This is a genomic window from Halomonas sp. ANAO-440, assembly GCF_019915905.1.
Classification (GTDB): Bacteria; Pseudomonadota; Gammaproteobacteria; order Pseudomonadales; family Halomonadaceae; genus Halomonas; species Halomonas chromatireducens.
Map to the genome: position 1 here is coordinate 91,310 of NZ_JAHXBV010000005.1, position 19,855 is coordinate 111,164.

23 protein-coding genes are annotated in these 19,855 nt (G+C 62.3%); 15 read left to right on the top strand and 8 right to left on the bottom strand.

The annotated features are described in order from the left end of the window. Window positions 1-48: 48 nt before the first annotated feature. Window positions 49-1,002, bottom strand: coding sequence for a helix-turn-helix transcriptional regulator (locus KZO25_RS05515; RefSeq protein WP_223136206.1), 954 nt, complete (start codon window positions 1,000-1,002; stop codon window positions 49-51). A gap of 117 nt (window positions 1,003-1,119) precedes the next feature. On the opposite strand from KZO25_RS05515, the gene KZO25_RS05520 reads away from it, so the two are divergent. After that, window positions 1,120-1,827 carry a glutathione S-transferase family protein gene (locus KZO25_RS05520; RefSeq protein WP_223136207.1) on the top strand — a complete coding sequence of 236 codons (708 nt, stop codon included), beginning with the start codon at window positions 1,120-1,122 and terminating at the stop codon, window positions 1,825-1,827. A 133-nt stretch (window positions 1,828-1,960) separates the two neighbouring features. Here KZO25_RS05520 and KZO25_RS05525 read toward each other — a convergent pair whose 3' ends face one another. Beyond that, complete coding sequence (locus KZO25_RS05525; RefSeq protein ID WP_223136208.1) at window positions 1,961-2,287, bottom strand: rhodanese-like domain-containing protein; 327 nt, start codon at window positions 2,285-2,287, stop codon at window positions 1,961-1,963. A gap of 124 nt (window positions 2,288-2,411) precedes the next feature. Between KZO25_RS05525 and KZO25_RS05530 the strand changes: the two genes are divergently transcribed. The 3 genes from KZO25_RS05530 (at window position 2,412) to KZO25_RS05540 (ending at window position 4,505) form a co-directional block, all read left to right on the top strand. Further along, complete coding sequence (locus KZO25_RS05530; RefSeq protein WP_223136209.1) at window positions 2,412-3,308, top strand: LysR family transcriptional regulator; 897 nt, start codon at window positions 2,412-2,414, stop codon at window positions 3,306-3,308. A gap of 54 nt (window positions 3,309-3,362) precedes the next feature. Beyond that, window positions 3,363-3,539, top strand: a complete 177-nt coding sequence (locus KZO25_RS05535) for a hypothetical protein (protein WP_223136210.1) — start codon at window positions 3,363-3,365, stop codon at window positions 3,537-3,539. Between the two features lie 96 nt (window positions 3,540-3,635). Continuing rightward, window positions 3,636-4,505: a DMT family transporter gene (locus KZO25_RS05540; protein ID WP_223136211.1), complete on the top strand. Its 870-nt coding sequence runs from the start codon at window positions 3,636-3,638 to the stop codon at window positions 4,503-4,505. 32 nt (window positions 4,506-4,537) lie between these two features. On the opposite strand, the gene KZO25_RS05545 is transcribed toward KZO25_RS05540, so the two are convergent. Continuing rightward, window positions 4,538-4,888, bottom strand: coding sequence for an antibiotic biosynthesis monooxygenase family protein (locus KZO25_RS05545; RefSeq protein ID WP_223136212.1), 351 nt, complete (start codon window positions 4,886-4,888; stop codon window positions 4,538-4,540). A gap of 125 nt (window positions 4,889-5,013) precedes the next feature. Between KZO25_RS05545 and KZO25_RS05550 the strand changes: the two genes are divergently transcribed. After that, window positions 5,014-5,733, top strand: a complete 720-nt coding sequence (locus KZO25_RS05550) for an ArsR/SmtB family transcription factor (RefSeq protein WP_223136213.1) — start codon at window positions 5,014-5,016, stop codon at window positions 5,731-5,733. On the opposite strand, the gene KZO25_RS05555 is transcribed toward KZO25_RS05550, so the two are convergent. Further along, a complete protein-coding gene (locus KZO25_RS05555; protein ID WP_223136214.1) occupies window positions 5,709-6,128 on the bottom strand; it encodes a VOC family protein in 420 nt (139 codons plus the stop codon). The genes KZO25_RS05550 and KZO25_RS05555 overlap by 25 nt on opposite strands. A gap of 270 nt (window positions 6,129-6,398) precedes the next feature. Between KZO25_RS05555 and ada the strand changes: the two genes are divergently transcribed. Then, window positions 6,399-7,502 (top strand): bifunctional DNA-binding transcriptional regulator/O6-methylguanine-DNA methyltransferase Ada, encoded by a 1,104-nt coding sequence (gene ada / locus KZO25_RS05560; RefSeq protein WP_223136215.1) that lies wholly within the window; start codon window positions 6,399-6,401, stop codon window positions 7,500-7,502. Window positions 7,503-7,509: 7 nt separating this feature from the next. Here ada and KZO25_RS05565 read toward each other — a convergent pair whose 3' ends face one another. Beyond that, window positions 7,510-8,052: an Lrp/AsnC family transcriptional regulator gene (locus KZO25_RS05565; RefSeq protein ID WP_262488857.1), complete on the bottom strand. Its 543-nt coding sequence runs from the start codon at window positions 8,050-8,052 to the stop codon at window positions 7,510-7,512. Window positions 8,053-8,119: 67 nt separating this feature from the next. Here KZO25_RS05565 and KZO25_RS05570 point away from each other — a divergent pair, with 67 nt between their 5' ends. After that, on the top strand, window positions 8,120-9,289 hold the full coding sequence (locus KZO25_RS05570) for an MFS transporter (RefSeq protein WP_316935507.1): 1,170 nt from the start codon (window positions 8,120-8,122) through the stop codon (window positions 9,287-9,289). A gap of 26 nt (window positions 9,290-9,315) precedes the next feature. After that, on the top strand, window positions 9,316-9,714 hold the full coding sequence (locus KZO25_RS05575) for a VOC family protein (protein ID WP_223136217.1): 399 nt from the start codon (window positions 9,316-9,318) through the stop codon (window positions 9,712-9,714). On the opposite strand, the gene KZO25_RS05580 is transcribed toward KZO25_RS05575, so the two are convergent. Continuing rightward, on the bottom strand, window positions 9,699-10,487 hold the full coding sequence (locus tag KZO25_RS05580) for a helix-turn-helix transcriptional regulator (RefSeq protein WP_223136218.1): 789 nt from the start codon (window positions 10,485-10,487) through the stop codon (window positions 9,699-9,701). The two genes, KZO25_RS05575 and KZO25_RS05580, sit on opposite strands and share 16 nt — an antisense overlap. Window positions 10,488-10,595: 108 nt before the next feature. Here KZO25_RS05580 and KZO25_RS05585 point away from each other — a divergent pair, with 108 nt between their 5' ends. Beyond that, window positions 10,596-12,182 (top strand): MFS transporter, encoded by a 1,587-nt coding sequence (locus tag KZO25_RS05585; RefSeq protein WP_223136219.1) that lies wholly within the window; start codon window positions 10,596-10,598, stop codon window positions 12,180-12,182. Between the two features lie 126 nt (window positions 12,183-12,308). On the opposite strand, the gene KZO25_RS05590 is transcribed toward KZO25_RS05585, so the two are convergent. Then, entirely contained in the window at window positions 12,309-12,461 is a 153-nt protein-coding gene (locus KZO25_RS05590) for a hypothetical protein (protein WP_223136220.1), read from the bottom strand. Between the two features lie 534 nt (window positions 12,462-12,995). Here KZO25_RS05590 and KZO25_RS05595 point away from each other — a divergent pair. The 5 genes from KZO25_RS05595 to KZO25_RS05615 all read left to right on the top strand — a co-directional run bounded on the left by KZO25_RS05595 (window position 12,996) and on the right by KZO25_RS05615 (window position 18,239). Next, window positions 12,996-14,105 (top strand): TRAP transporter substrate-binding protein, encoded by a 1,110-nt coding sequence (locus KZO25_RS05595; protein WP_223136221.1) that lies wholly within the window; start codon window positions 12,996-12,998, stop codon window positions 14,103-14,105. Between the two features lie 126 nt (window positions 14,106-14,231). Then, on the top strand, window positions 14,232-14,756 hold the full coding sequence (locus tag KZO25_RS05600) for a TRAP transporter small permease subunit (RefSeq protein WP_223136222.1): 525 nt from the start codon (window positions 14,232-14,234) through the stop codon (window positions 14,754-14,756). A 3-nt stretch (window positions 14,757-14,759) separates the two neighbouring features. After that, window positions 14,760-16,085 carry a TRAP transporter large permease subunit gene (locus tag KZO25_RS05605; protein WP_223136223.1) on the top strand — a complete coding sequence of 442 codons (1,326 nt, stop codon included), beginning with the start codon at window positions 14,760-14,762 and terminating at the stop codon, window positions 16,083-16,085. A 131-nt stretch (window positions 16,086-16,216) separates the two neighbouring features. Continuing rightward, on the top strand, window positions 16,217-17,707 hold the full coding sequence (locus tag KZO25_RS05610; RefSeq protein ID WP_223136224.1) for a cache domain-containing protein: 1,491 nt from the start codon (window positions 16,217-16,219) through the stop codon (window positions 17,705-17,707). Further along, window positions 17,616-18,239, top strand: a complete 624-nt coding sequence (locus KZO25_RS05615; RefSeq protein ID WP_262488858.1) for a response regulator — start codon at window positions 17,616-17,618, stop codon at window positions 18,237-18,239. The genes KZO25_RS05610 and KZO25_RS05615 overlap by 92 nt, the downstream gene beginning before the upstream one ends. A gap of 34 nt (window positions 18,240-18,273) precedes the next feature. On the opposite strand, the gene nfo is transcribed toward KZO25_RS05615, so the two are convergent. After that, window positions 18,274-19,122: a deoxyribonuclease IV gene (nfo, locus tag KZO25_RS05620; RefSeq protein ID WP_223136225.1), complete on the bottom strand. Its 849-nt coding sequence runs from the start codon at window positions 19,120-19,122 to the stop codon at window positions 18,274-18,276. Window positions 19,123-19,216: 94 nt separating this feature from the next. Here nfo and KZO25_RS05625 point away from each other — a divergent pair, with 94 nt between their 5' ends. Then, on the top strand, window positions 19,217-19,840 hold the full coding sequence (locus KZO25_RS05625) for a LolA family protein (RefSeq protein ID WP_223136226.1): 624 nt from the start codon (window positions 19,217-19,219) through the stop codon (window positions 19,838-19,840). Window positions 19,841-19,855: the final 15 nt, after the last annotated feature.

Here is a 19,855-nt window from a genome sequence, read left to right on the forward strand (position 1 = left end):
CTGCTTCCCTTCATCGATACAAGCTAGTCGATTTCGACACGTGCACGATCATTTTTTCGCTGCCAACCGCTGTAGCCGGACGGCCTGCTCCGAGAGGGCGTCGCGTAGCCTGGGTGGGTCGAGTATTTCGAAATCGAAGGGTTGGTTGGCCAACTGGCGGGCGAACCAGTCCAGACTGTCGGTACGCGCATGGAGCATCACGGCGCTTCCGTCGGGCGTGAATACGCCGATATTGCGGCCCAGCTCCGCAACGATATTGGCGAGCTCGGTGTGAAAGCGCACGCTGACGGCGATGGCGCGGGGCAGGCTGGCGATACTGTTGGCCAGGTGCTCGGCGGGGTCGAAATCCATTGGTCGCTCGAAGCTTGCCTCGAGCGGCGTGGCCTCGACGATGCGATCCAGACGAAAGCTGCGCAGATCGCGGCGCAGATGGCACCAGCCGCTGACATACCAGCGACCAGCGCGATAGACCAGACCGTAGGGATTGAGCGCGCGCCGGGTGTGCTGCTCCCGGTCGTCACGGTAGTCGAGCCGGACCCGCTGGCGGGCCTGGGTGGCGGTGGCGAACAGGATCAACAAGCGTTCGTCGCCCGGGGCGCGTGCCGAAGGCAATTCCAGACGTGCGCTTTCGCTCAGGGCGTGTGCCTGCTGCTTCAACCTGGTGGGCATGACCCGCTCCAGCTTGGCCCGCGCGGTTTCCAACGCCGGGGCCGTCTCGGCGATGCCCAGCCCCTGGGTGGCGAGCAACCCCAGCGAGACGGCCAGTGCCTCTTCGCTGGTAAACATTAGCGGCGGCAGCTTGAAGCCCGGCATCAGGCGATAGCCGCCGTGCCGCCCCCGCTCGGTGGTGACGGGAATGCCGAGATCTTCCAGGACCTGGATGTAGCGCCGAAGTGTGCGACGGTCGACACCTAGCCGCTCGGCCAGCTCCCGGCCGCCCATGTGGCGGTGGGCCTGCAGCAGTTCCAGCAGGGTCAGCACGCGAACGGTGGGGTTGGCCACGCTGAATTTTCCTGTTTTAAATAGGGCGCGATATGTCCTATTTAGCCATTACCTTGCTGACAAGGCCAGGCGCAGAGGGCGCTGGCTTTCACACCCGAATCAGCAAGGAGCAAGACAATGGAACCCGTACTCTTCTATGGCGTACCGCAAGGTTGTTCTTTCGGCTCTGTCGTGGCGCTCGAGTGGCTGAGGCAACCCTACCGGCTGTGCCGCATCGAGATGATGGAGCAGCCCTGGGACCCGCTCTATGCCAAGGTCAACCCGCTGTTCAAGACGCCAGCGATGCTACTCGAAGATGGAGAGCCGCTTACTGAGAGCCTGGCGATCCTGCAGCACCTGGCGGCACGCGACCTCAGCATGCGGCTGGGCTTTGAACAGGGCAGCCGGGAACATGATCGCTTGAATCAGATGCTGGCCTACCTCACCACGGACTTCTTCGCCGCCTTCGGACCACTCTGGACGCTCTATGACACCCAAGGAATGAGCGGCGTGGAGCAGGCGTTGCTGCGCCGGCTGGGCCGTGAGCAGGTCGCGGAGGGCTGCGCCTACCTCGACGGACTGCTGGCCAAGCGCGAGTGGCTGCTGGGCAATGCGCGCAGCATGGCGGATGCCTATGTCATGGGTATCGCTCGCTGGGCCAAGTATCACCGGCTATTCGATCTCGGGAGCGACTATCCGAACCTGGCCCGGCACCTGGCGAAGCTCAGGGACGATCCGGCCGTGCGGTTCGCCGATGCCATCGAGCGCGGCGAGCAGCCGGTGGGGCAGGGGCACTTCAAGGGGCATGTAAGCCTGCGGGAATTGGAGCCACGCCTAACCGCCTAGGTTGAGGGAGCGCCCCGTCAAGTGAGGGCTTGCCGGGGGGCGAACATTATTCGCTGAGATGGAGCCCACGCCATCACGAAAGGGACCCGCTGGTCCGAAGAACGGCAGGCCCCTAGCGGAGTCCACAGCCCCGTCAGGCCGTGGCGACGGGCAACTGGGCATCCTCCCACTCCGCCTTGCCGCCCTCGTAGACGGCAACGTCGGTATAGCCCATGGCCTCGAGCTGGTTGGCCACCATGTGTGAGTTTTGGCAGGTTGCACTGGCACAATACACCACTATCGCAGCCTGCTTGTCAGGCAGCAGATCGGGCGCCCGCTGCCTGACCTGGTCATGGTTGATGTTGATGGCATGCGGCAGGTGCCATTGCCGGAAATATTTCTCCGGCAGTGCCTCTACCAGGATCGGGCGCTCCCTATTTTCGAGGCCGGCGGCAAGGTCTTCGCGGTTGATGGTCTTCATGTTGGTGCTCCAGGTATTGGTGAATGTGAATCCGTTGCCTCGGCAACGAGAGAACAGCGTAGGGTTTGCGAATCAGCAATGAAATCGACGAAAATTGCATAAAGCCATTGCATAGGTGCAAGGCGTGAACTTCGATTGGGACAATCTTCGCCTTTTCCTGGCGATTGCCCGCGCCGGCACCCTGGCGGGGGCAGCGAGAGCGCTTGGCGTCAACCACTCGACGGTGTTCCGGCGGCTCAATGCGCTGGAGGCCGGCCTGGAGGTGCGCCTGTTCGACCGCTTACCGCAGGGCTATGTACCCACGGCGGCGGGTGAGACGCTGCGCAAGCACGCGGAGCGAGTGGAGGAGGAGGCGCAGGCCATCGAGCGTGAGCTCGGGGGGCGCGACGTGAGGCTGTCCGGACGGGTCGTCGTCACCACCACCGATACCCTGGCCAATGCGTTTCTCGCGCCCGTTTTCCAGGGCTTCGTCGAGCGCTACCCGGGCATCGAGCTGGAGCTGCTGATTGTCAGTGCCTTCCTCGATCTGTCCCGGCGCGAGGCGGATGTCGCCATTCGCCCGACGCAGGCGCCGCCGGAGAACCTGATCGGCCGACGGCTGGGTACCATTCGTTGGGGGATGTACGGTGCGCGCGAGTACTTGAGAGAACGTCCGGCGCTCGAGGATCCGGCACGTCCGAAAGGACACCGCTTCGTTGGCGGCAACGAGATGATCCGCCATCTTGCCAGCAGCCGATGGCTCGACGAACGAGTGCCGCCGGAGGCCTTCGCGCTACGCACGAACAGCGTCGTCGCTGCGCTGGGGGCCGCCCGGGCAGGCGCGGGGCTTGCCGTGGTGCCGCATTACATGGCTCGCCAGGAGGACGAGCTGGAGTGCGTGCTGGCGATCGGTCCGGAGGTGGCGACCGACCTGTGGCTGCTGGTCCATCCGGACTTGCGTCACAGCGCCCGTATTCGCGCCTTCATGTCCTTCGCGGTCGAGGCGGTCAGGCAGCGACAGGACGAATTGGAAGGCCGCTAACGCCGGGGGGCATGCTATTTTCTAATACGTAGTCGCATCCAGGCGGAATCATTCATGACCCCTTCTGCACGCTCTCCTCTTTCCACGCTGGTGGCCACGCCGGTCGCCGCCGTGATGCGTGCCGCGACTGCTCCCCCCCTGCCACCTGTCGCTCCGCCGCTCGGCGTTTCGCCGCCGGCGGGGCTCGACATGGCCGGCGTTTCACCGCCGCCCATGTGCGCTCTGGGCTGACTTCCAGCCCACCAAGCCGCCTCAGCTTTCCGTCGTTTGGTATCGCGTGCCGATGCCGGCTGAGGCCTGTGCGTCTTTAGACAGGTGAAAGTCATCATGACAAACCATTCCGTTGCCTGGACCGCTCATGCGTCCACGGCGCTCTTCGTGCTGCTGTGGGGCAGTGGCGCCATCTTCACCAAATGGGGGCTGGACCATGCCCCGGCCTTCGCATTTCTGCTGCTGCGCTTTGGCCTGGCGCTGACCGTGCTGATGGCCATCGGAGTTTACCGACGACGCTGGTTACCCGTGCCTGGCACGCGTCTGCGCGTCGCCGGCACCGGCCTGCTGCTGATAGGTGCCTACTCGATCTGCTATTTCCTGGCCATGGCGCAAGGCATCACGCCCGGGGTGTTGGCTACCTTGCTTGGGGTACAGCCTATTCTGACCCTGATGCTGCTGGAGCGACGCTTCGCGCCGATGAGAATGGCGGGGCTCTGCGTGGCGCTGATGGGGTTGGTACTGGTGGTATATCAGAGCGTCATCCTGGTGCGCTTTTCCTTGGCAGGCGTAGGCTTCGCCCTGGGCGCGCTGGGGTGCATGACGGTAGGCGCCATCATGCAGAAGCGTATCCGACAATCGCCTGCCGAGGTCCTGCCGCTGCAGTACGTGGCCAGCCTGGCGCTGTGCCTGCCCTTCGCCGCGCTTCAACCGGTGGCGTTCGAGCCAACCTGGGAGTTCCTGGTGCCGCTGCTCTGGCTGGCATTGGTCATTTCGGTAGTGGCGCAGCTGCTGCTGTATCGATTGATTCAAGCCGGGAATCTGGTCAACGTCACCAGCCTGTTCTATCTGGTGCCGGCTGCCACCGCGATGATGGACTACCTGTTCCTGGGCAATGCGTTACCGATGCTCAGCCTGGCGGGCATGGGGCTCATCCTGCTGGGCCTGGCGCTGGTATTCCGTCAGCCGGTGACGGCGTCCCGATAATAGGGTAACGAGCAACCGTCGGCCACGAGCGTTCACGGAACATCATGACGCTCGCGGCTATCGGCGGGCGCCTGCTCGCGTTCGTGCATCCCGTAGTCGCGCATCACCGTGGCGACGCGCAGGCGATAGTCGTCGAACACCACGTCACGACCCTGGGCCTGGGCGCTGCGGTGGCGTTCGAGCTGGCGCCATTGGGCGACGGCCTCCTCATCGCGCCAGAAGGAGAGCGAGAGTACCTTGCCCGGCTGGGTGAGGCTCTCGAAGCGTTCGATGGAGACGAAGCCATCGATCTCGTCGAGCAGTGGACGCAGGTTGGCGGCGATGTCGAGGTACTGCTCGCGGCGGCCGGATTTGGGAATGACTTCGAAGATAACGGCGATCATGGGGCACTCCGTTTTGACTTATCGGTTTCGAAGCGATAATCCCGCTCCGTCTTGCTCAATGTCGTTCCATTGTGTCTCCTTGGCCTATGCTTGTCAGACAGAAACCGTTAGGTGTGGAGCTAACTATGGATGAGCCGGACCTGTCACGCCTTGCTCGCACCATTGGCGAGCCGACCCGGATGGGCATGTTGGCGCTGCTGATGGAGGGGCGGGCATTGACCGCCAAGGAGCTTGCCTACGGCTGCGGGGTACAGCCGGGTACGGCGACGGAGCATCTCAAGCGGCTCCAGCGCGACGGGCTGATCGAATCGACGGCACAAGGGCGGCACAAGTACTACCGGCTGGCGACAGCCGAGGTGGCGCATGCCGTCGAGGCGCTGATGGTAGTGGCCAAACCGATTAAGGTGGTGTCGCCGTGCAGGCGGCAGGCCCGTGGCATGGGAGCTGCGCGATTCTGCTACGACCACCTGGCGGGTGAGCTGGGCACGCGGGTGACGGCGGTACTGCTCGAAAGGGAGTACTTGGTGACGGATGGCGAAGCCATGAACGTGACGGAGCGGGGCGAGGCCTGGTTCTCGAACTTCGGCATCGATATCGCTTCCCTGCGCAAGCGCCGCCGGCGTTTCGCCTATCCTTGCCTCGACTGGAGTGAACGGCGCGATCATCTCGGCGGGGCGCTGGGGGCCGCCATGGCCGAGCGTATGCTGGAGCTGGGCTGGATCGAACGGCAGAAACACTCGCGGGTGGTGAGTATCAGCGAGTTGGGGCATCAGGCAATGGCGCGCGAGTTCGGGCTCGTGATCGATTCGCCAGAGAATGATCAAACGGTCGCGATCTCGTCGTAACCCCGGTTGAGAAACTGCACGAAACAGAAACCGTGGCCGAATGGGTCGCCCATCAGTGCGAGCTTGCCCCAGCTGTCGGTGACGGTGGTTTGCTCCTGGGTGGCACCGGCCGCGATGGCGCGTTTCACTGCGGCGTCGATATCCTCCACCACCACGTCCAGGTGTACCGGGGTCCAGTGGCGGGTGTAGTGGCGCTGACCGCCGGGTGTGACCCCTCCCGCTGCGTAAGCCGGCGATCCCGAATCCTTGGCCAACAGGTAGATGGGCGCGGGGCCGCCGATCAGTTCGATGCCGTCATCGCCGAATCGACGCCCGACCTCGAGGCCGAATGCCTGGACATAGAAGTCGATGCCACGCTCGAGATCGTCCACGTCCAGATTGACGAGAAAATTCATATCGCCTCCTGTTTACGATTTGCACAGATCCCGAACACTAGCAATTAATCAGATACTAGCCGGTAAGTAAGTACTTACGGGGGCGTTTGGAAAGAGTAGCAGCCTCACGGGGAAGCCATTTAGGCTTATGTGCGATGCTATGCTGCGAATGGTGCGAAATGCCGCGACGAGGCGGGTCCACTTTGAAAGCAAGGGACGGAGTGTGCCGGGCGGGGCCAGGGCTCATCCTGAGTCTCTCGGAGAACGCCGAACCTACAGCGGAGGCCCGCCATGAACGAGACATCCACCGAGTCACTTGCCCCCTTCGATTCCGATGAGTCGAAGTGGGCAGCGGTACTGGCGCGCGATGCCGCGGCGGACGACGCTTTCGTCTATGCGGTGCGTACCACCGGGGTCTATTGCCGTCCCACCTGCCCATCGCGCCGGCCGCGCCGCGAGAACGCCGAGTTCCATGTTGATGCGGCCACGGCCGAGCAGGCCGGCTACCGGCCGTGCCAGCGCTGCCGCCCCCAGGAGCTACCGTTGGCCCAGCGACACGCCCAGAGCGTCGCCAGGGCCTGCCGTTTGATCGAGGCATCCGACGAACTCCCCACGCTCGACGAATTGGCGCAAGCCGCGGGGCTGAGCCGCTTCCATTTTCATCGTGTCTTCAAGTCGGTCACGGGGTTGACGCCCAAGGCGTATGCGGTCGCCTGCCGGGCGGAACGTGCTCGCCAGGCGCTGGTGAAGCGGGAAACCGTCACCGAGGCGATCTATGAGGCGGGCTTCAATTCCAGCGGGCGCTTCTATGCCGGTTCCAGTCGCATGCTCGGCATGACGCCGCAGCGCTATCGTTCAGGAGGGAAGGGTATGGAGATTCGCTTCGCCCTGGGTGAATGCTCATTGGGTACGGTATTGGTGGCGACCAGCGAAAAGGGCATTTGCGCTATTTCTCTGGGCAGCGACCCGGAGCAGCTATTGCAGGAGTTCCAGGATCGTTTCGCCAACGCTAACCTGATTCCCGGTGGAAAGGATTTCGACGCCTGGGTGGCCCGGGTGGTGGGCTTCGTCGAGGCGCCTGGCGTTGGGCTATCGCTGCCGCTGGATATTCGCGGTACCGCCTTCCAGCAGCGGGTCTGGCAGGCACTGACCGAGATACCGGTAGGCACCACCATCAGCTATGCGGAGTTGGCACAGCGGATCGGCTCTCCCAAGTCGGTGCGTGCCGTGGCCAGGGCCTGTGCCTCCAACACCATTGCGCTGGCCATTCCCTGCCATCGTGTCGTGCGCAGTGACGGGGCACTTTCAGGCTACCGTTGGGGCGTGGAGAGAAAGCGCACGCTGCTCGAGCGTGAGGCGACACTGGCGGATGCTGCCATGCTGCAGCATGAATGAAAGGGTTTCACTGCTGAGCTTCGTCCATGGGCGGCTCTTCCAGAGCCTCGGTGATGCCCGCTTGGGGCGTGCGCTCCAGATAGGTGGAGAGCACCACATAGCTGCGTGTGGCCTTGACGCCCGGCATGGCGTAGAGCCGAGCGAGCAGACCCTCCAGTGCCCGGCTACTGGCGCAGCGAACCTTGAGCAGGGTGCAGGTGTCGCCGGCCACCGAGTGGATCTCCTCCAGTTCAGGTAGCTCGGCGAGTGTCCTGAAGGTGCGACTCTTGCTGCCGCCGGTTGTATCGACATGCACGAAGGCCAGAAAAGGCTTGCCGGTGGAAGGGCCATCCAGCACCGCCACGGTGCCGCGGATGCGCCCCGTCGCGCGTAGTCGTTTCACCCGTTCGTGCACTGCCGGCGCCGAGAGACCGACGCGACCTCCAAGTTCGGTATAGCTGAGCCCGGCGTCCACGGCCAGTTCGCCTAATATTTTTCGGTCGAAGGCGTCCAGGGGACGTGCCTCCTGGCCCTTGTCCTGAACGGTTTCTGTTTTTTCAGGGTTCGGCATTTTCGACGTTGCTCCGAATGTCATTCCTTTCTTCAATGGTAATGTCGAACCTCATATGGAGCGAGCCGTGATCTCTCGCCGCGTTCTCTTGCTGACCGCAGCCATTGCCGTAATCGGCGCCAACTCGCTGGCGTTGAGCCCCATCGCCGCCACGGTGGCGGTGTCGTTTCCGGGTCGCAGCGCCGCCGATGTGGTAACGGCTGCGGCGCTCTATGGCCTGGCCACGGCGGGCAGTGCCTTGCTCCTGGCTTCGCTGGCCGATCGGATCGGAGCCGAGCGCGCGCTGGTGCGAGCACTGTTGGTCCTGTCGGCTTCCCTGAGTGCCGCTGCGCTCTCGCCGACGCTGTGGACGTTAATCGTTGCCCAGGCGCTGGCCGGCCTGGCGGCGGGCGTGGCGCTACCGGCGATCTATACCCTCACCGCCCAGGTGGCGGCGAAAGGGCGCGAGAGCCAGACGCTCAGCTTCGTGCTGACAGGATGGACGCTGAGCCTGGTGCTCGGGGTGGGCCTTGCGGCTCTGCTGGCGGACCTGCTGCATTGGCGTGCCGTCTTCTCCCTCTTGGCGCTAGCCGGTATAGGGTTGGCGCTGGGAATCTCGCGTTGCGGCAACTGGGGAGCAAGAGCGGGCGGCGTAACGCCGAGTTCCGCCTTCAAGGCCCTGCGAATCCCCGGCATTCACCCGGTGCTGCTGAACGTTGCGGCCTACATGACGGCGTTTTATGGCCTGTACACTTATCTCGGCCCGCACCTGGGTGAGGTGCTGGAACTTCCCACATCCTTCGCGGGGCTGGCCATTGCCATCTATGGTCTGGGTTTCGGCGCCGCTGCACCGTTGGGTCGGTTGGTCGACCGCTACGGTGCGGCCGCTGCCGCCTGTGTGACCTTTGCCGGCTTGATGCTCGTCTACCTGGGGCTGATGGGTGCCGCCATGCTTCCGCTGATGCTGCTGGCGCTCTGTCTTGCCTGGGGCGTGGCCAATCATCTCGGCTTGAACCTGCTCATGCGCCAGCTTGCCGAGATCGACCCTGCGCAGCGGGGTGCCATCATGGGGCTGTATAGCGCCATCACCTATCTGTGCGTCTTCGTCGGTGCGCTGCTTTATCGGCCGATATTCACCCACTTCGGCTTTGCCGCCTGTGCCTGGGCGTCGGCGATGCTCGTACTGCCGGCCATAGGCTGGGCGCTGGGGCAGTGGCGTAGAAAGCAGGCTGAGCTACGCTGCCATTCAGAAACATGACGAGTCGGTAAAGGAGGTATATCAGCATGATCGCTTACACCATGGTCGGAACCCGGGACCTGGAGAAAGCGCTGACATTCTACGATCCACTTTTCGCTGAAATGGGCTGGGATGCCTGCTGGAAAGACGATTCCTGCGTTTCCTACGGAAAGGAGACCGATCTCGACTTTCCTCGCTTCTTCGTCGGATACCCCTTCGATGGCCAGGCAGCCAGTGTAGGCAATGGCACCATGACAGCGTTCCAGTTCGCGGCCCCTGAAAAGGTCGACAAGCTTTATGAGATAGCCATCAGCAATGGAGGCAGTGATGAAGGCGCTCCAGGTTATCGGCCGCAATACGCTGAAGGTTTCTACGCGGCCTATGTGCGCGATGGCGATGGCAACAAACTGGCCTTTGTCGTTTATCCGGATCAGGAAGAGAAATAAACCACCATCCTGAGATGCCGATGCTCGTCCACCAGCAGCATGGCGTGTTCGTACTCCCTCGGGGTCGAGTCGACGTCGAGAAGCGTGCCGATGCCGTAGCGGTAGGCTTCATGACTGGGTTGTTCCCACCAGCGGCGAAAGTCCGGCGACAGCTTGGCGAGCGCTTCTGTCAGCTCCTGCATGGCGGGGTCCTCGGGTGCGGCGGCCAGGTCGCAGCGAAACTGGGCCAGCAGGCGGGAGGCATCCCGATGCCAGTCGGGAAGGCGCCTGCGTAGCGCCGGGTCGGCGAACAGCAGGCGCATCATGCTGCGCTCGCCGGGCTCCTTGTCGCCGAAGCCGAGCAGGGCATCGGCGGCGGCATTCCAGGCGATGATGTCCCAGCGCAGGTTCATCACGTAGGCGGGCCTTGCCATATCGTCCATCAGCGTCTGTACCAGTGGCGGTATTTCCTGCCACTGGTAGGCCTCCACCGGCGGCGGCCGGCGGTGGGCGAGCAGGAACAGATGACAGCACTCGGCGTCGTCGAGCTTGAGGGCTTTTGAAACGCTGAGCAGGAAGCTCTCCGAAACGTTGATATCCCGCCCCTGTTCGAACCAGGTGTACCAGGTCAGTCCCACGCCGGCGAGGGTCGCCACCTCTTCACGTCGCAGCCCCGGGGTGCGCCGCCGTCCGGTGCTGGGCAGGCCAACGTCGGCCGGCGTCAGCTTGTTGCGATGATGGATCAGGAAGTCGGTGAGTTCACTGCGGGTTCGGTCGAGGCTGCGTCCGCCCATGTCATTAGCCTATGCAATTACTGTTGGTAATAGGATAAGTAGCTATATTGTACCCCTATAAAATCAGGTCAAGACTACCATGCCAACCCCAAGGAACAGGAGCATGGCATGGTTACCATCACAGAGCAGGACTCGATCCCGCATTCATCCCGGCAGCGGGCGGGCATCAAGGAGTGGGCTGGCCTGGCGGTGTTGGCATTGCCCACGGCACTGCTCGGCCTCGACGTCACGATACTCTATCTGGCGCTGCCGGCACTTGCGGCGGATCTGCAACCGAGCAGCACCCAGGCGCTGTGGATCATGGATGCCTACGGCTTCATGATCGCCGGCTTTTTGATCACCATGGGTACCCTGGGTGACCGCATCGGCCGACGCCGGCTGCTGATGATCGGTGCCGTGGCCTTCGGCATTACCTCGGTGATCGCGGCCTATTCCACCAGCGCCGCCATGCTGATTGCTGCCCGCGCACTGCTCGGTATTGCTGGCGCGACGCTGATGCCATCGACCCTGGCGCTGATCAGCAACATGTTCGGCGATGTGCGCCAGCGCGCCCTGGCCATCGGCGTGTGGGCCACCATGTTCGCCCTGGGCATGGCGCTGGGGCCGGTGGTGGGCGGCGTGCTGCTGGAGCGCTTCTGGTGGGGCTCGGCCTTCCTGGTGGCGGTACCGGTGGTGACCGTGCTGCTGATCGCGTCGCCGATTCTGCTGCCGGAGTATCGTGCTTCTCGCAGTGGCCCGCTGGACTTCACCAGCGTTCTGCTCTCGCTGGCGGCTATCCTGCCGGCCGTATATGGCGTAAAGGAGATCGCCAAGGCGGGGCTCGAGCCCATTTCGCTTCTGGCGCTAGGGCTGGGTGGGGTAATGGCGGTCGCCTTCGTGCGTCGTCAAAAGCGCTTGGCCGATCCATTGCTCGATATGCGTCTGTTCGGTAGCCGCACGTTCAGTGCCGCTCTGATCGTATTGCTGGTTGGTCTGGTGGGCGTTTCCGGTGTGATGCTGCTGGTAACCCAATACCTGCAGCTGGTGGCAGGGCTCACGCCGTTGGCGGCGGGGCTCTGGATGGGGCCGCCGGCGTTGATGATGGTGCTGGCGGGCATTGTTGCGCCGCTGATCGCGCGACGTATTCGTCCTGGCTATGTAGTGGGCGCCGCGCTCACGCTCTCGACGCTGGGTTATTGGCTGCTGGCCACCGTCGAAGTCAACGCCAGTGGGGTGGGCATGGCGATCGCCGGATTCTCGCTGGTCTATCTCGGCCTGGGCACCATCGCTGCGTTGGGAACGGACCTGGTGGTAGGCGCGGCGCCGTCGGAGAAGGCCGGCTCGGCCTCGGCCATGTCGGAGATGGTGCAAGAGCTGGGCGTTGCGCTGGGTGTGGCCTTGCTGGGCAGCCTGGCCACTTTCGTCTATCGCGCTCAGGTCAGCGCGATGATGGCCGAGGGTGAAATTGCCCAGGCGGCGGACATCGTGGAGGAGAGCCTTTGGGCTACCGTTTCGGCCGGCGTGAGCCTGCCTGAAGGCGTATTGCTGGAAGCCCAGCAGGCCTTCACTGCGGGGTTGAACGTGACCGCCACGGTGGGTGGCATCGCCATTCTGGCGCTGGCGGTGGTCTCCATCGTCAGCCTGCGCCATGTCGCCGCGATAGGAGATGAAGTTCAGGAACATTCAGCCGAGAAGGGCGAGTCCTGCTCGCTCTAGCAATTCATTACATTCGAGCCCACCAGGATCGAGCCGACAACGACCAATACCAACGAAGGTGTGTCGTGAAACGAAGCGCCCCCGGCACTCAGGGTGCCAGGGGCTGCAATATCGATACGCTGACGATCAGTCGTGGGGGGAGCGTTGCCGGTAAGGGACGCGCTCATCCTCATCGATACGCACTTCCTTGCGAACGGGTTGCCTCTGCTTCTCGCTCATGGCGTAGCTCAATAGCGCCACTGCGGCCACGCTCACGGTCAGCATTGTGATGATACCCATGTGCATGTCCTCCTGCGGGTGAATGGGGCGACCCTCGGGACTTCGCTGTCCCTACGAGAGGTGTGCCTGCCCTCTGGAGGATGGCAGTTTTCTCGCTGGCCGACAAAGACTTTGACTCGTTGTCAGCGACTTAGTTTTCACGCTTGGCGAGAAACCCATTTTTATCGCTTCGCGATAAGGGTCCACGACCTTGCCGAGTGGCCCGCCGCCGAGTCGTTACTGGCCTGGCTGCCTGGTTGGCCTCATTGGTATTGCTTTTTTAACCGGTTTAGTGAAATATATTTCCAGGTATATGCTTCGGGTAAAAGTCTTGGGTGGTTGTACGTAGTTCTACGGATGCCCTGTCCGTAAGATCGACTAAGAAATATCACTAGTGTGAATTGCGCAGTCTCCCGGATTTATTTTTTTCCTCACCAGTTTATTCTCCCCAAGGTCAGCTTTCTGACCAGTTCACGATTCAACCATTAAAATAAACAAGAGCGCTGCTTGGTAGTGCGCTTGATGCTATCAAGCACGCCGGGAGAAGGCACTTTCATGAGCGTCAACAGGCGTAATTTCCTCAAGTACGGTGGTGCTGCCGCGGTGGGTACCGTGATGGCTCCGAGTATCGTCAAGGCCCAGGAAACCTTCAACTGGCGCATGACCACCAGTTGGCCCTCCGGGTTTCCATTCTTCCAATCTGGCCCCGGCTCCGCCACGGACTTCGCCAAGCGAGTCGAAGACATGTCGGGCGGGCGCATCAAGATTCGGGTTTATGGAGCCGGTGAATTGATTCCAGCCTTCGATGGCTTCGATGCCGTCTCGCGGGGCCAGCAGGTCCAGTTGAACCATGCTTGCTCCTACTACTGGGCCGGGGAGTCGTTTGCCGCCCAGTACTTCACCACCGTGCCGTTCGGCATGACCTTCCAGGGCTTCAATGCCTGGCTGGCCCATGGCGGTGGCTATGAATTGTGGAAAGAAACCTACGAGCCCTACAACCTGATCCCGCTGGCCGTGGGCTGTACCGGGGCGCAACCGGTGGGCTGGTTCCGCGAGCCCGTCACCAGCGTCGAAGACTTTCGTGGCCTGAATATCCGCATGCCGGGGCTGGCCGGCGACGTCTACAACGCCATTGGTGCCAATGCCCGCCTGCTGCCCGGGGGCGAAATCTTCTCTGCCCTGGAGCGCGGTGCCATCGACGCGGCGGAGTGGGTGGGACCCTACCTCGACCGTGCGCTGGGTCTGCACAATGCGGCCAAGCACTACTACTCTTCAGGCTGGCATGAGCCCTCTACCACCACCGAGGTCATCGTCAACAAGGACGCCTACAACTCCTTGCCCAGCGACCTCCAGGCGGTGCTCCACAATGCGGCAGCGGCCTGCAACATCACTTCTCATACCTGGATCGAAGCCCAGAATGGCGACGCCCTTGATGACCTGGTCAACAACCATGGCGTGGCGTTCGAGACCCTCCCCGATTCGGTCATTCGTGCCCTGTTCGAGGCAACGCGCGACATCCTGACGACCGAGGCTAACAAGGATCCGCTGGTCAAGAGAATCAATGACAGCTTCTGGGAGTTCAAGAAGAAGCACGATGGCTGGCATGCCAACAGCGAGGCTGTCTTCGCCAATACCATCAGCCGTTACGGTCAGGGCATGATCTGATCTCGGCCAAGCCCTCGGCTTCGATAGCTGCGTCGAGCCGAGGGTCTTCCCCGCCCGATTCTTTCGAAGATCACGCTTACCCTGCAAGAGACGTCCACCGGGCACCAGCCCGGAGGGGGAGTTCATATGCTGCGTTTCTGTACTTCGCTCGAGCGCCTGCTAGAGCGTATCACGGGCCTTGCCGGCTTCATCGGCGGGATGGCCATGATGATCATGATCGCATTGATATTCGGCAATATGCTGAGTCGCTATGCTTTCGGCCTGGGCGCGGTCTGGGCCCAGGAGCTGGAATGGTACCTGCTCTCGGTCATGGCGATGATGGGAATCGCCTATGCCATGAAATTCGACGACCACGTGCGCGTGGACATTCTTTCGAGCCGCTTCAGCCCCGTTGGCATGATGTGGCTGAATCTCATCACTGCGCTCCTGGTAGCGCTGCCCTGTGCGCTGCTGATCATCCATTACAGCTTTCCGTTTGCCGAGACGTCGATGACTCGCGGTGAGCGTTCTCCGAACTCGTCCGGGCTCCCCTGGCGCTGGATTCCCAAGTCCATGGTGGTGGTCGGCTTTGTCTTCGTTGCGACCGAGTCGGTTCGCCAAGCGCTGGAAAACGGCAGGCGCCTCATTCAACACTACGCTGGGAGAGCATGAGTCATGCCCTTGGAATATTACGCGCTGGCCATGATCATCGCCTTCTTCGTGCTGGTGATGACCGGCATGCCGGTCGGGTTCGTGGTGGCTTTCGTCGGCTTCGTGTTCGGCTTCATCGGCTTCGATGGTTGGCTGTTCGAGCTGCTGCCATCACGCATCTACGGTGTCGTCTCCAACTACACCCTGCTGGCGATACCGCTGTTCGTGTTCATGGGCGTCATGCTGGAGCGCTCGAAGATCGCCGAGCGCATGCTCGACGTGATCGGGCATCTGTGCGGGGGTCTGCCGGGCGGCATGGCACTCGCGGTGATCATCGTGGGCGTGTTGCTGGGCGCGGCGACGGGCATCGTCGGGGCGGCCATCGTCACGCTGACCCTGATGGCCCTGCCTACCCTGGTGCGGCGCGGCTACAAGAAGACGGTGGCCTGCGGCACCATCTGCGCCGCCGGGACCCTGGGCCAGATCATCCCGCCCAGCCTGGTGCTGCTGGTGCTGGCCGATATCATGAATCTCTCGGTGGGTAGCCTGTTCGCCGCGGCCCTGGTGCCGGGACTGCTGCTGGCCGGGATGTACCTGGCCTATCTGCTGGTGCTGGCCTTCTTCTTTTCCGCCGACGTGCCGGCCATCGACGAGCAGGAGCGTGCGTCCGTCAGCAAGTTGGAGCTGTGCAAGGACTTCGTCAAGGTGGTGGTCCCCCCCTTGTTGCTGATCTTCGCCGTGCTGGGTTCGATCATCGGTGGTGTGGCGGCTCCCACGGAGGCGGCGTCGGTTGGCGCCGTCGGGGCCCTATTGTTGACCATCGTCTCCGGTCGCATGTCGCTCCCGGTACTCTCCGATACCGTGAAGACATCGCTGCGCATCAGCTGCATGATCTTCTTCGTGCTGATCGCCTCGCAGGTCTTCGCCCTGGCCTTCAGGGGCCTGGACGGCGAGTTCCTGATCGAGGCGATGTTCGAGTGGGTGCCGGGAGGCATGTACGGCACGCTGATCTTCATGCTGCTGCTGATCTTCTTCCTGGGCTTCTTCCTCGAGTGGATCCAGATTTCCTACATTGCCGTGCCACTGTTCCTGCCCTTCCTGGCAAGTCAGGGCGACATGTCCATGGTTTGGGTGGCCATCCTTATCGCCATGAATCTCCAGACGTCGTTCCTCACGCCGCCCTTCGGCTGGTCGTTGCTGTTCATGAAGGGGGTGGCGCCGCCGGGAATCACCACGGGAGACATCTACAAGGGCGCCATTCCCTTCGTCCTGATCCAGATCCTGGCCCTGGCCCTGATCATCGTCTTCCCCGGTGTGGTTCTGTGGTTGCCGGCGGTGGTAGGATGGTGAGTTGCCGAATGCGTTAGTTACGAGTCTGAAAATCAGGCCCTGCCAATCCTTGTCCGGTCATTGAGGTTGGCGGGGCTGGTGGTTCGACAATAACTGTGGTTCAACAATAATAAGTAAACAGGTATACGCCAGTGTTCACGTTCAGAACCAAACTGACGCTGCTCACCTTGCTTCCTCTGTTGATACTCATAGCCGGCGTGACGTTCTTTGCCATCCACCAGAGTGCGCGGTTGAGTGGGGTGCAGTCGGAAATCCTCAAGGACGGATTGCTGCAAGCCAAGAAGGCTGAACTGAAGAATTACATGGAGCTGTCCTATACGGCGATTCGTGACATATACGAAGATCCCTCATTACCCCGAGAGGTGGCTCAAGGCCTCGTGGCGGATGCTTTCCATCGAATGGAGTACGGCTCCGATGGGTACTTCTTCGTCTATGACTACCAAGGGCTGAATGTCGTCCATCCCCGGCTGGAACATCTGGTGGGCCAGGATCTGTGGAACTTTCGCGATGAGGATGGAAAGCTCCTGATTCAACAACTCATCCATCGCGCCCAGGAGGGTGGAGGATTCACCGAATATCGCTGGGACAAGCCCTCCGGCGGTGAATCGGAACTCAAGCTGGGCTACTCCATCGGCCTGGATGACTGGGGTTGGATGGTCGGCACCGGGCTCTATCTTGATGACCTCGAATTGGTCGTCAGTCAGATGGAGCAGCATATGGTAGAGAATGCACGCAAGACGATTCTACTGATGGCCTTCTTTACCGTCTCCTGTCTTCTGGTCATTGCGGTGATCGGCCTGGCGGTCAATTTGAGCGAAGCCCGCGTGGCGAATCAGAAGCTGGTCAGGATGGCACAGAAGACCTTCAGCTTCCTTGAAAAGGAGCGGCGGCGGATTTCTCGCGAACTCCACGATGGTATCAACCAGCTTCTGGTGTCGGCACGCTTCAAGCTGGAGCGTGTCGATGATGCCTTGGGCCGGGGAGATCACCTTGACGTCTCCTCCTCCCTGGCCGCGACGGATCGCATCCTTGAGACGGGAATTCAGGACCTCCGGCGTCTTGCATATGACCTGCGCCCGAGCGTACTCGACGATCTGGGGCTGGTCTCGGCCCTGGAGAGCCTCTGTTCGGACCTGGTGGAGCGCAAGCCCGTCCAGATTCAGTTCGAGTCGAATATCGACAGCCGGCAGTGCCAGCCGGTGCTGGCAACGGCGCTCTATCGTATCACCCAGGAGAGTCTCCACAATATCGAGAAACATGCCGGCTTGGCACGTCAGGTCAAGGTGCGGGTCTTGCGTCGACGCAGCTGGGTCTACCTGGAGATTGCGGATGATGGCGAAGGCTTCACCTGGCGACCTGATCAGCGCCGCGAACAGGTGGACTCCGGCATGGGGTTACGCAATATAGAGGATCGCGTCGATCTGCTGGGCGGACGCCTGACCATCGTGACGGCGCCCGGGAAGGGTGTGCGTATTAGGCTAAAGGTGCCGTTTCAGCGTGTTACCAGCAAGACAGGCGGGGAGAGAGTCGATGGACGGGTGTATACGCGTACTTTTGGCGGACGACCATCCGCTGGTGCTGGAGGGGCTTCGCTACCGGCTGGAAGCGCAGCAGGGCGTTGATCTCATTGGGGTGGCCAGCTCAGGCCAGGAGTTGCTGGAACTCGCCCGGGAGTTGCAGCCGGACGTGGTAGTCACGGACATTACCATGCCCGGTTTGTCTGGCCTCGAAGCGTGCAAGATTCTAAAGAAAACCTGTCCGGACATTCGGGTGCTGGTGCTGACCATGCATGACAATGAGGAGTACATCCGGCGCGCGGTGGCCTGCGGGGCGGCGGGCTACGTGCTCAAGGATGCCTCGGCCGAACAGATGGTCTTCGCCCTGCGCGAGGTGGCAAGCGGGCGCAGCCATTTCGGCTCCGGCGTTTCCCGTGTGCTTCTCGAGGAGAAGCCGGATCGCCTGACGCCGCGCGAGACCGCCATCCTGAAACTGATGTTCGAAGGCATGAGCAGCCGCGACATTGGTGAAGCACTCTCCATCAGTGCTCGCACGGTGGAGTCACATCGCAGCAACATCTACCGCAAGCTCAATACCAACTCCCTGGCTGGCCTGTTTCGCTATGCGATGCGGCATGGCCTGGTCGAACTCGAGTAATCGCCCCGGGTCGCGACTTCAATCGGTTCTGCGGTCACCCATCGACCACCTGAGCGCGCAGCCAGGCGATCTCCTCGGCCCAGATCTCCGGCTCGATGGTTTCCAGCACCATGGGGATCTCGTCGATGCGCGGGTCGCGCATGATAGTGGTGAAGGCGTCTAGCCCGATGTTGCCCCGGCCCAGGCTGTGATGGCGGTCGACCCGGCTGGCGTACTCGCTCTTGGCGTCGTTGAGATGCATGCCGCGCAGGTACTCGAAGCCCACCACCTTGCCGAACTCGTCGAGGGTGGCGGTGCAGGCCTCGGGGGTGCGCAGGTCGTAGCCTGCGGCGAAGGCGTGACAGGTATCGATGCACACGCCGACCCGCGACTTGTCGTCGACCTGCCCGATGATCTCGGCCAGGTGTTCGAAGCGCCAACCCAGGTTGGTGCCCTGGCCGGCGGTGTTCTCGATCACCGCGATGACGCCGCGGGTCTCGGTGAGGGCGTGATTGATGGAGTCGGCGATGCGGGTCAGGCATTCACTCTCGCTGATCTTCTTCAGATGGCTGCCGGGATGGAAGTTGAGCAGGGTCAGGCCGAGCTGCTCGCAGCGCTGCATCTCGTCGAGGAAGGCGGCGCGGGACTTCTCGAGTCCTGCCCTGTCCGGGTGGCCGAGATTGATCAGGTAGCTGTCATGGGGAAGGATCTGCCCGGGACCGAAACCGTGCTGCTTGCAGGCGCTGCGAAAGGCCTCGATGGTGGTGTCCTCGAGGGGCTTGGCGCGCCACTGGCGCTGGTTCTTGGTGAACAGGGCGAAGGCGTCGGCGCCGATCTCGACGGCGCGTAGCACGGCCTGATCGGGTCCGCCTGCGGCACTGACATGGGCGCCGAGGTATTTCATCTGACCTCTCCGTGGGTTGGGCAACGCCAATACGATAGCATGCACTCGCCCTGGTCCTGCTAACCTCAAAGGGAGGAAGCCGAGGATATGCCCTATGTTGCTACTCGCACTGGTCGCCATGAGCACACCCTCCGAAGAGGGCCAGATCGCAGCGGCGCTGTCTCGCATCGATGCCCTGCAGGGGTATCGCCTCACGCTGCGCAGCCAGGGCAGTAGCGGTGAAGAGGTCATCCGCTACAGCTATCAGGGTCCCGGCTACGTACGCATGGACATGGAGACGCCCTACGCTGGGGCGGTGCTGATCTACCGTCCCGATACGGGCAAGGTGCAGCTGTGGCCCTTCGGCTCGCCGGGCAGGCGGCCGGGTCTTTCCCTGCGGCCTACCAACCGAATGGTACGCAGTTCGCGAGGGCATCGCGTGGACCAGTCCGACGTGGGCACGCTGCTGCGCAATGTGCAGCAGTTGCAGCAGCTCGGCAGCGCACGCTTGCTCGAGCCGACGACGCTTGATGGGCACTTGGTCAAGCACGTGGTGGTGGAGGCCGAACCCGGGCGAACGGTACACGAGGTATCGCGCTACGACCTGTGGCTCGACGAAAACACGCTGTTCCCGCTCAGGGTTAACAGCTACGACCGGCGCGGCGTGCGCCTGGAAAGCGTGCGTCTGGAAGATGTCGAGCTCGACCCTGCCTTCCCCCCTGACCATTTTGCACCCTGACGTTCGTGGTAATAG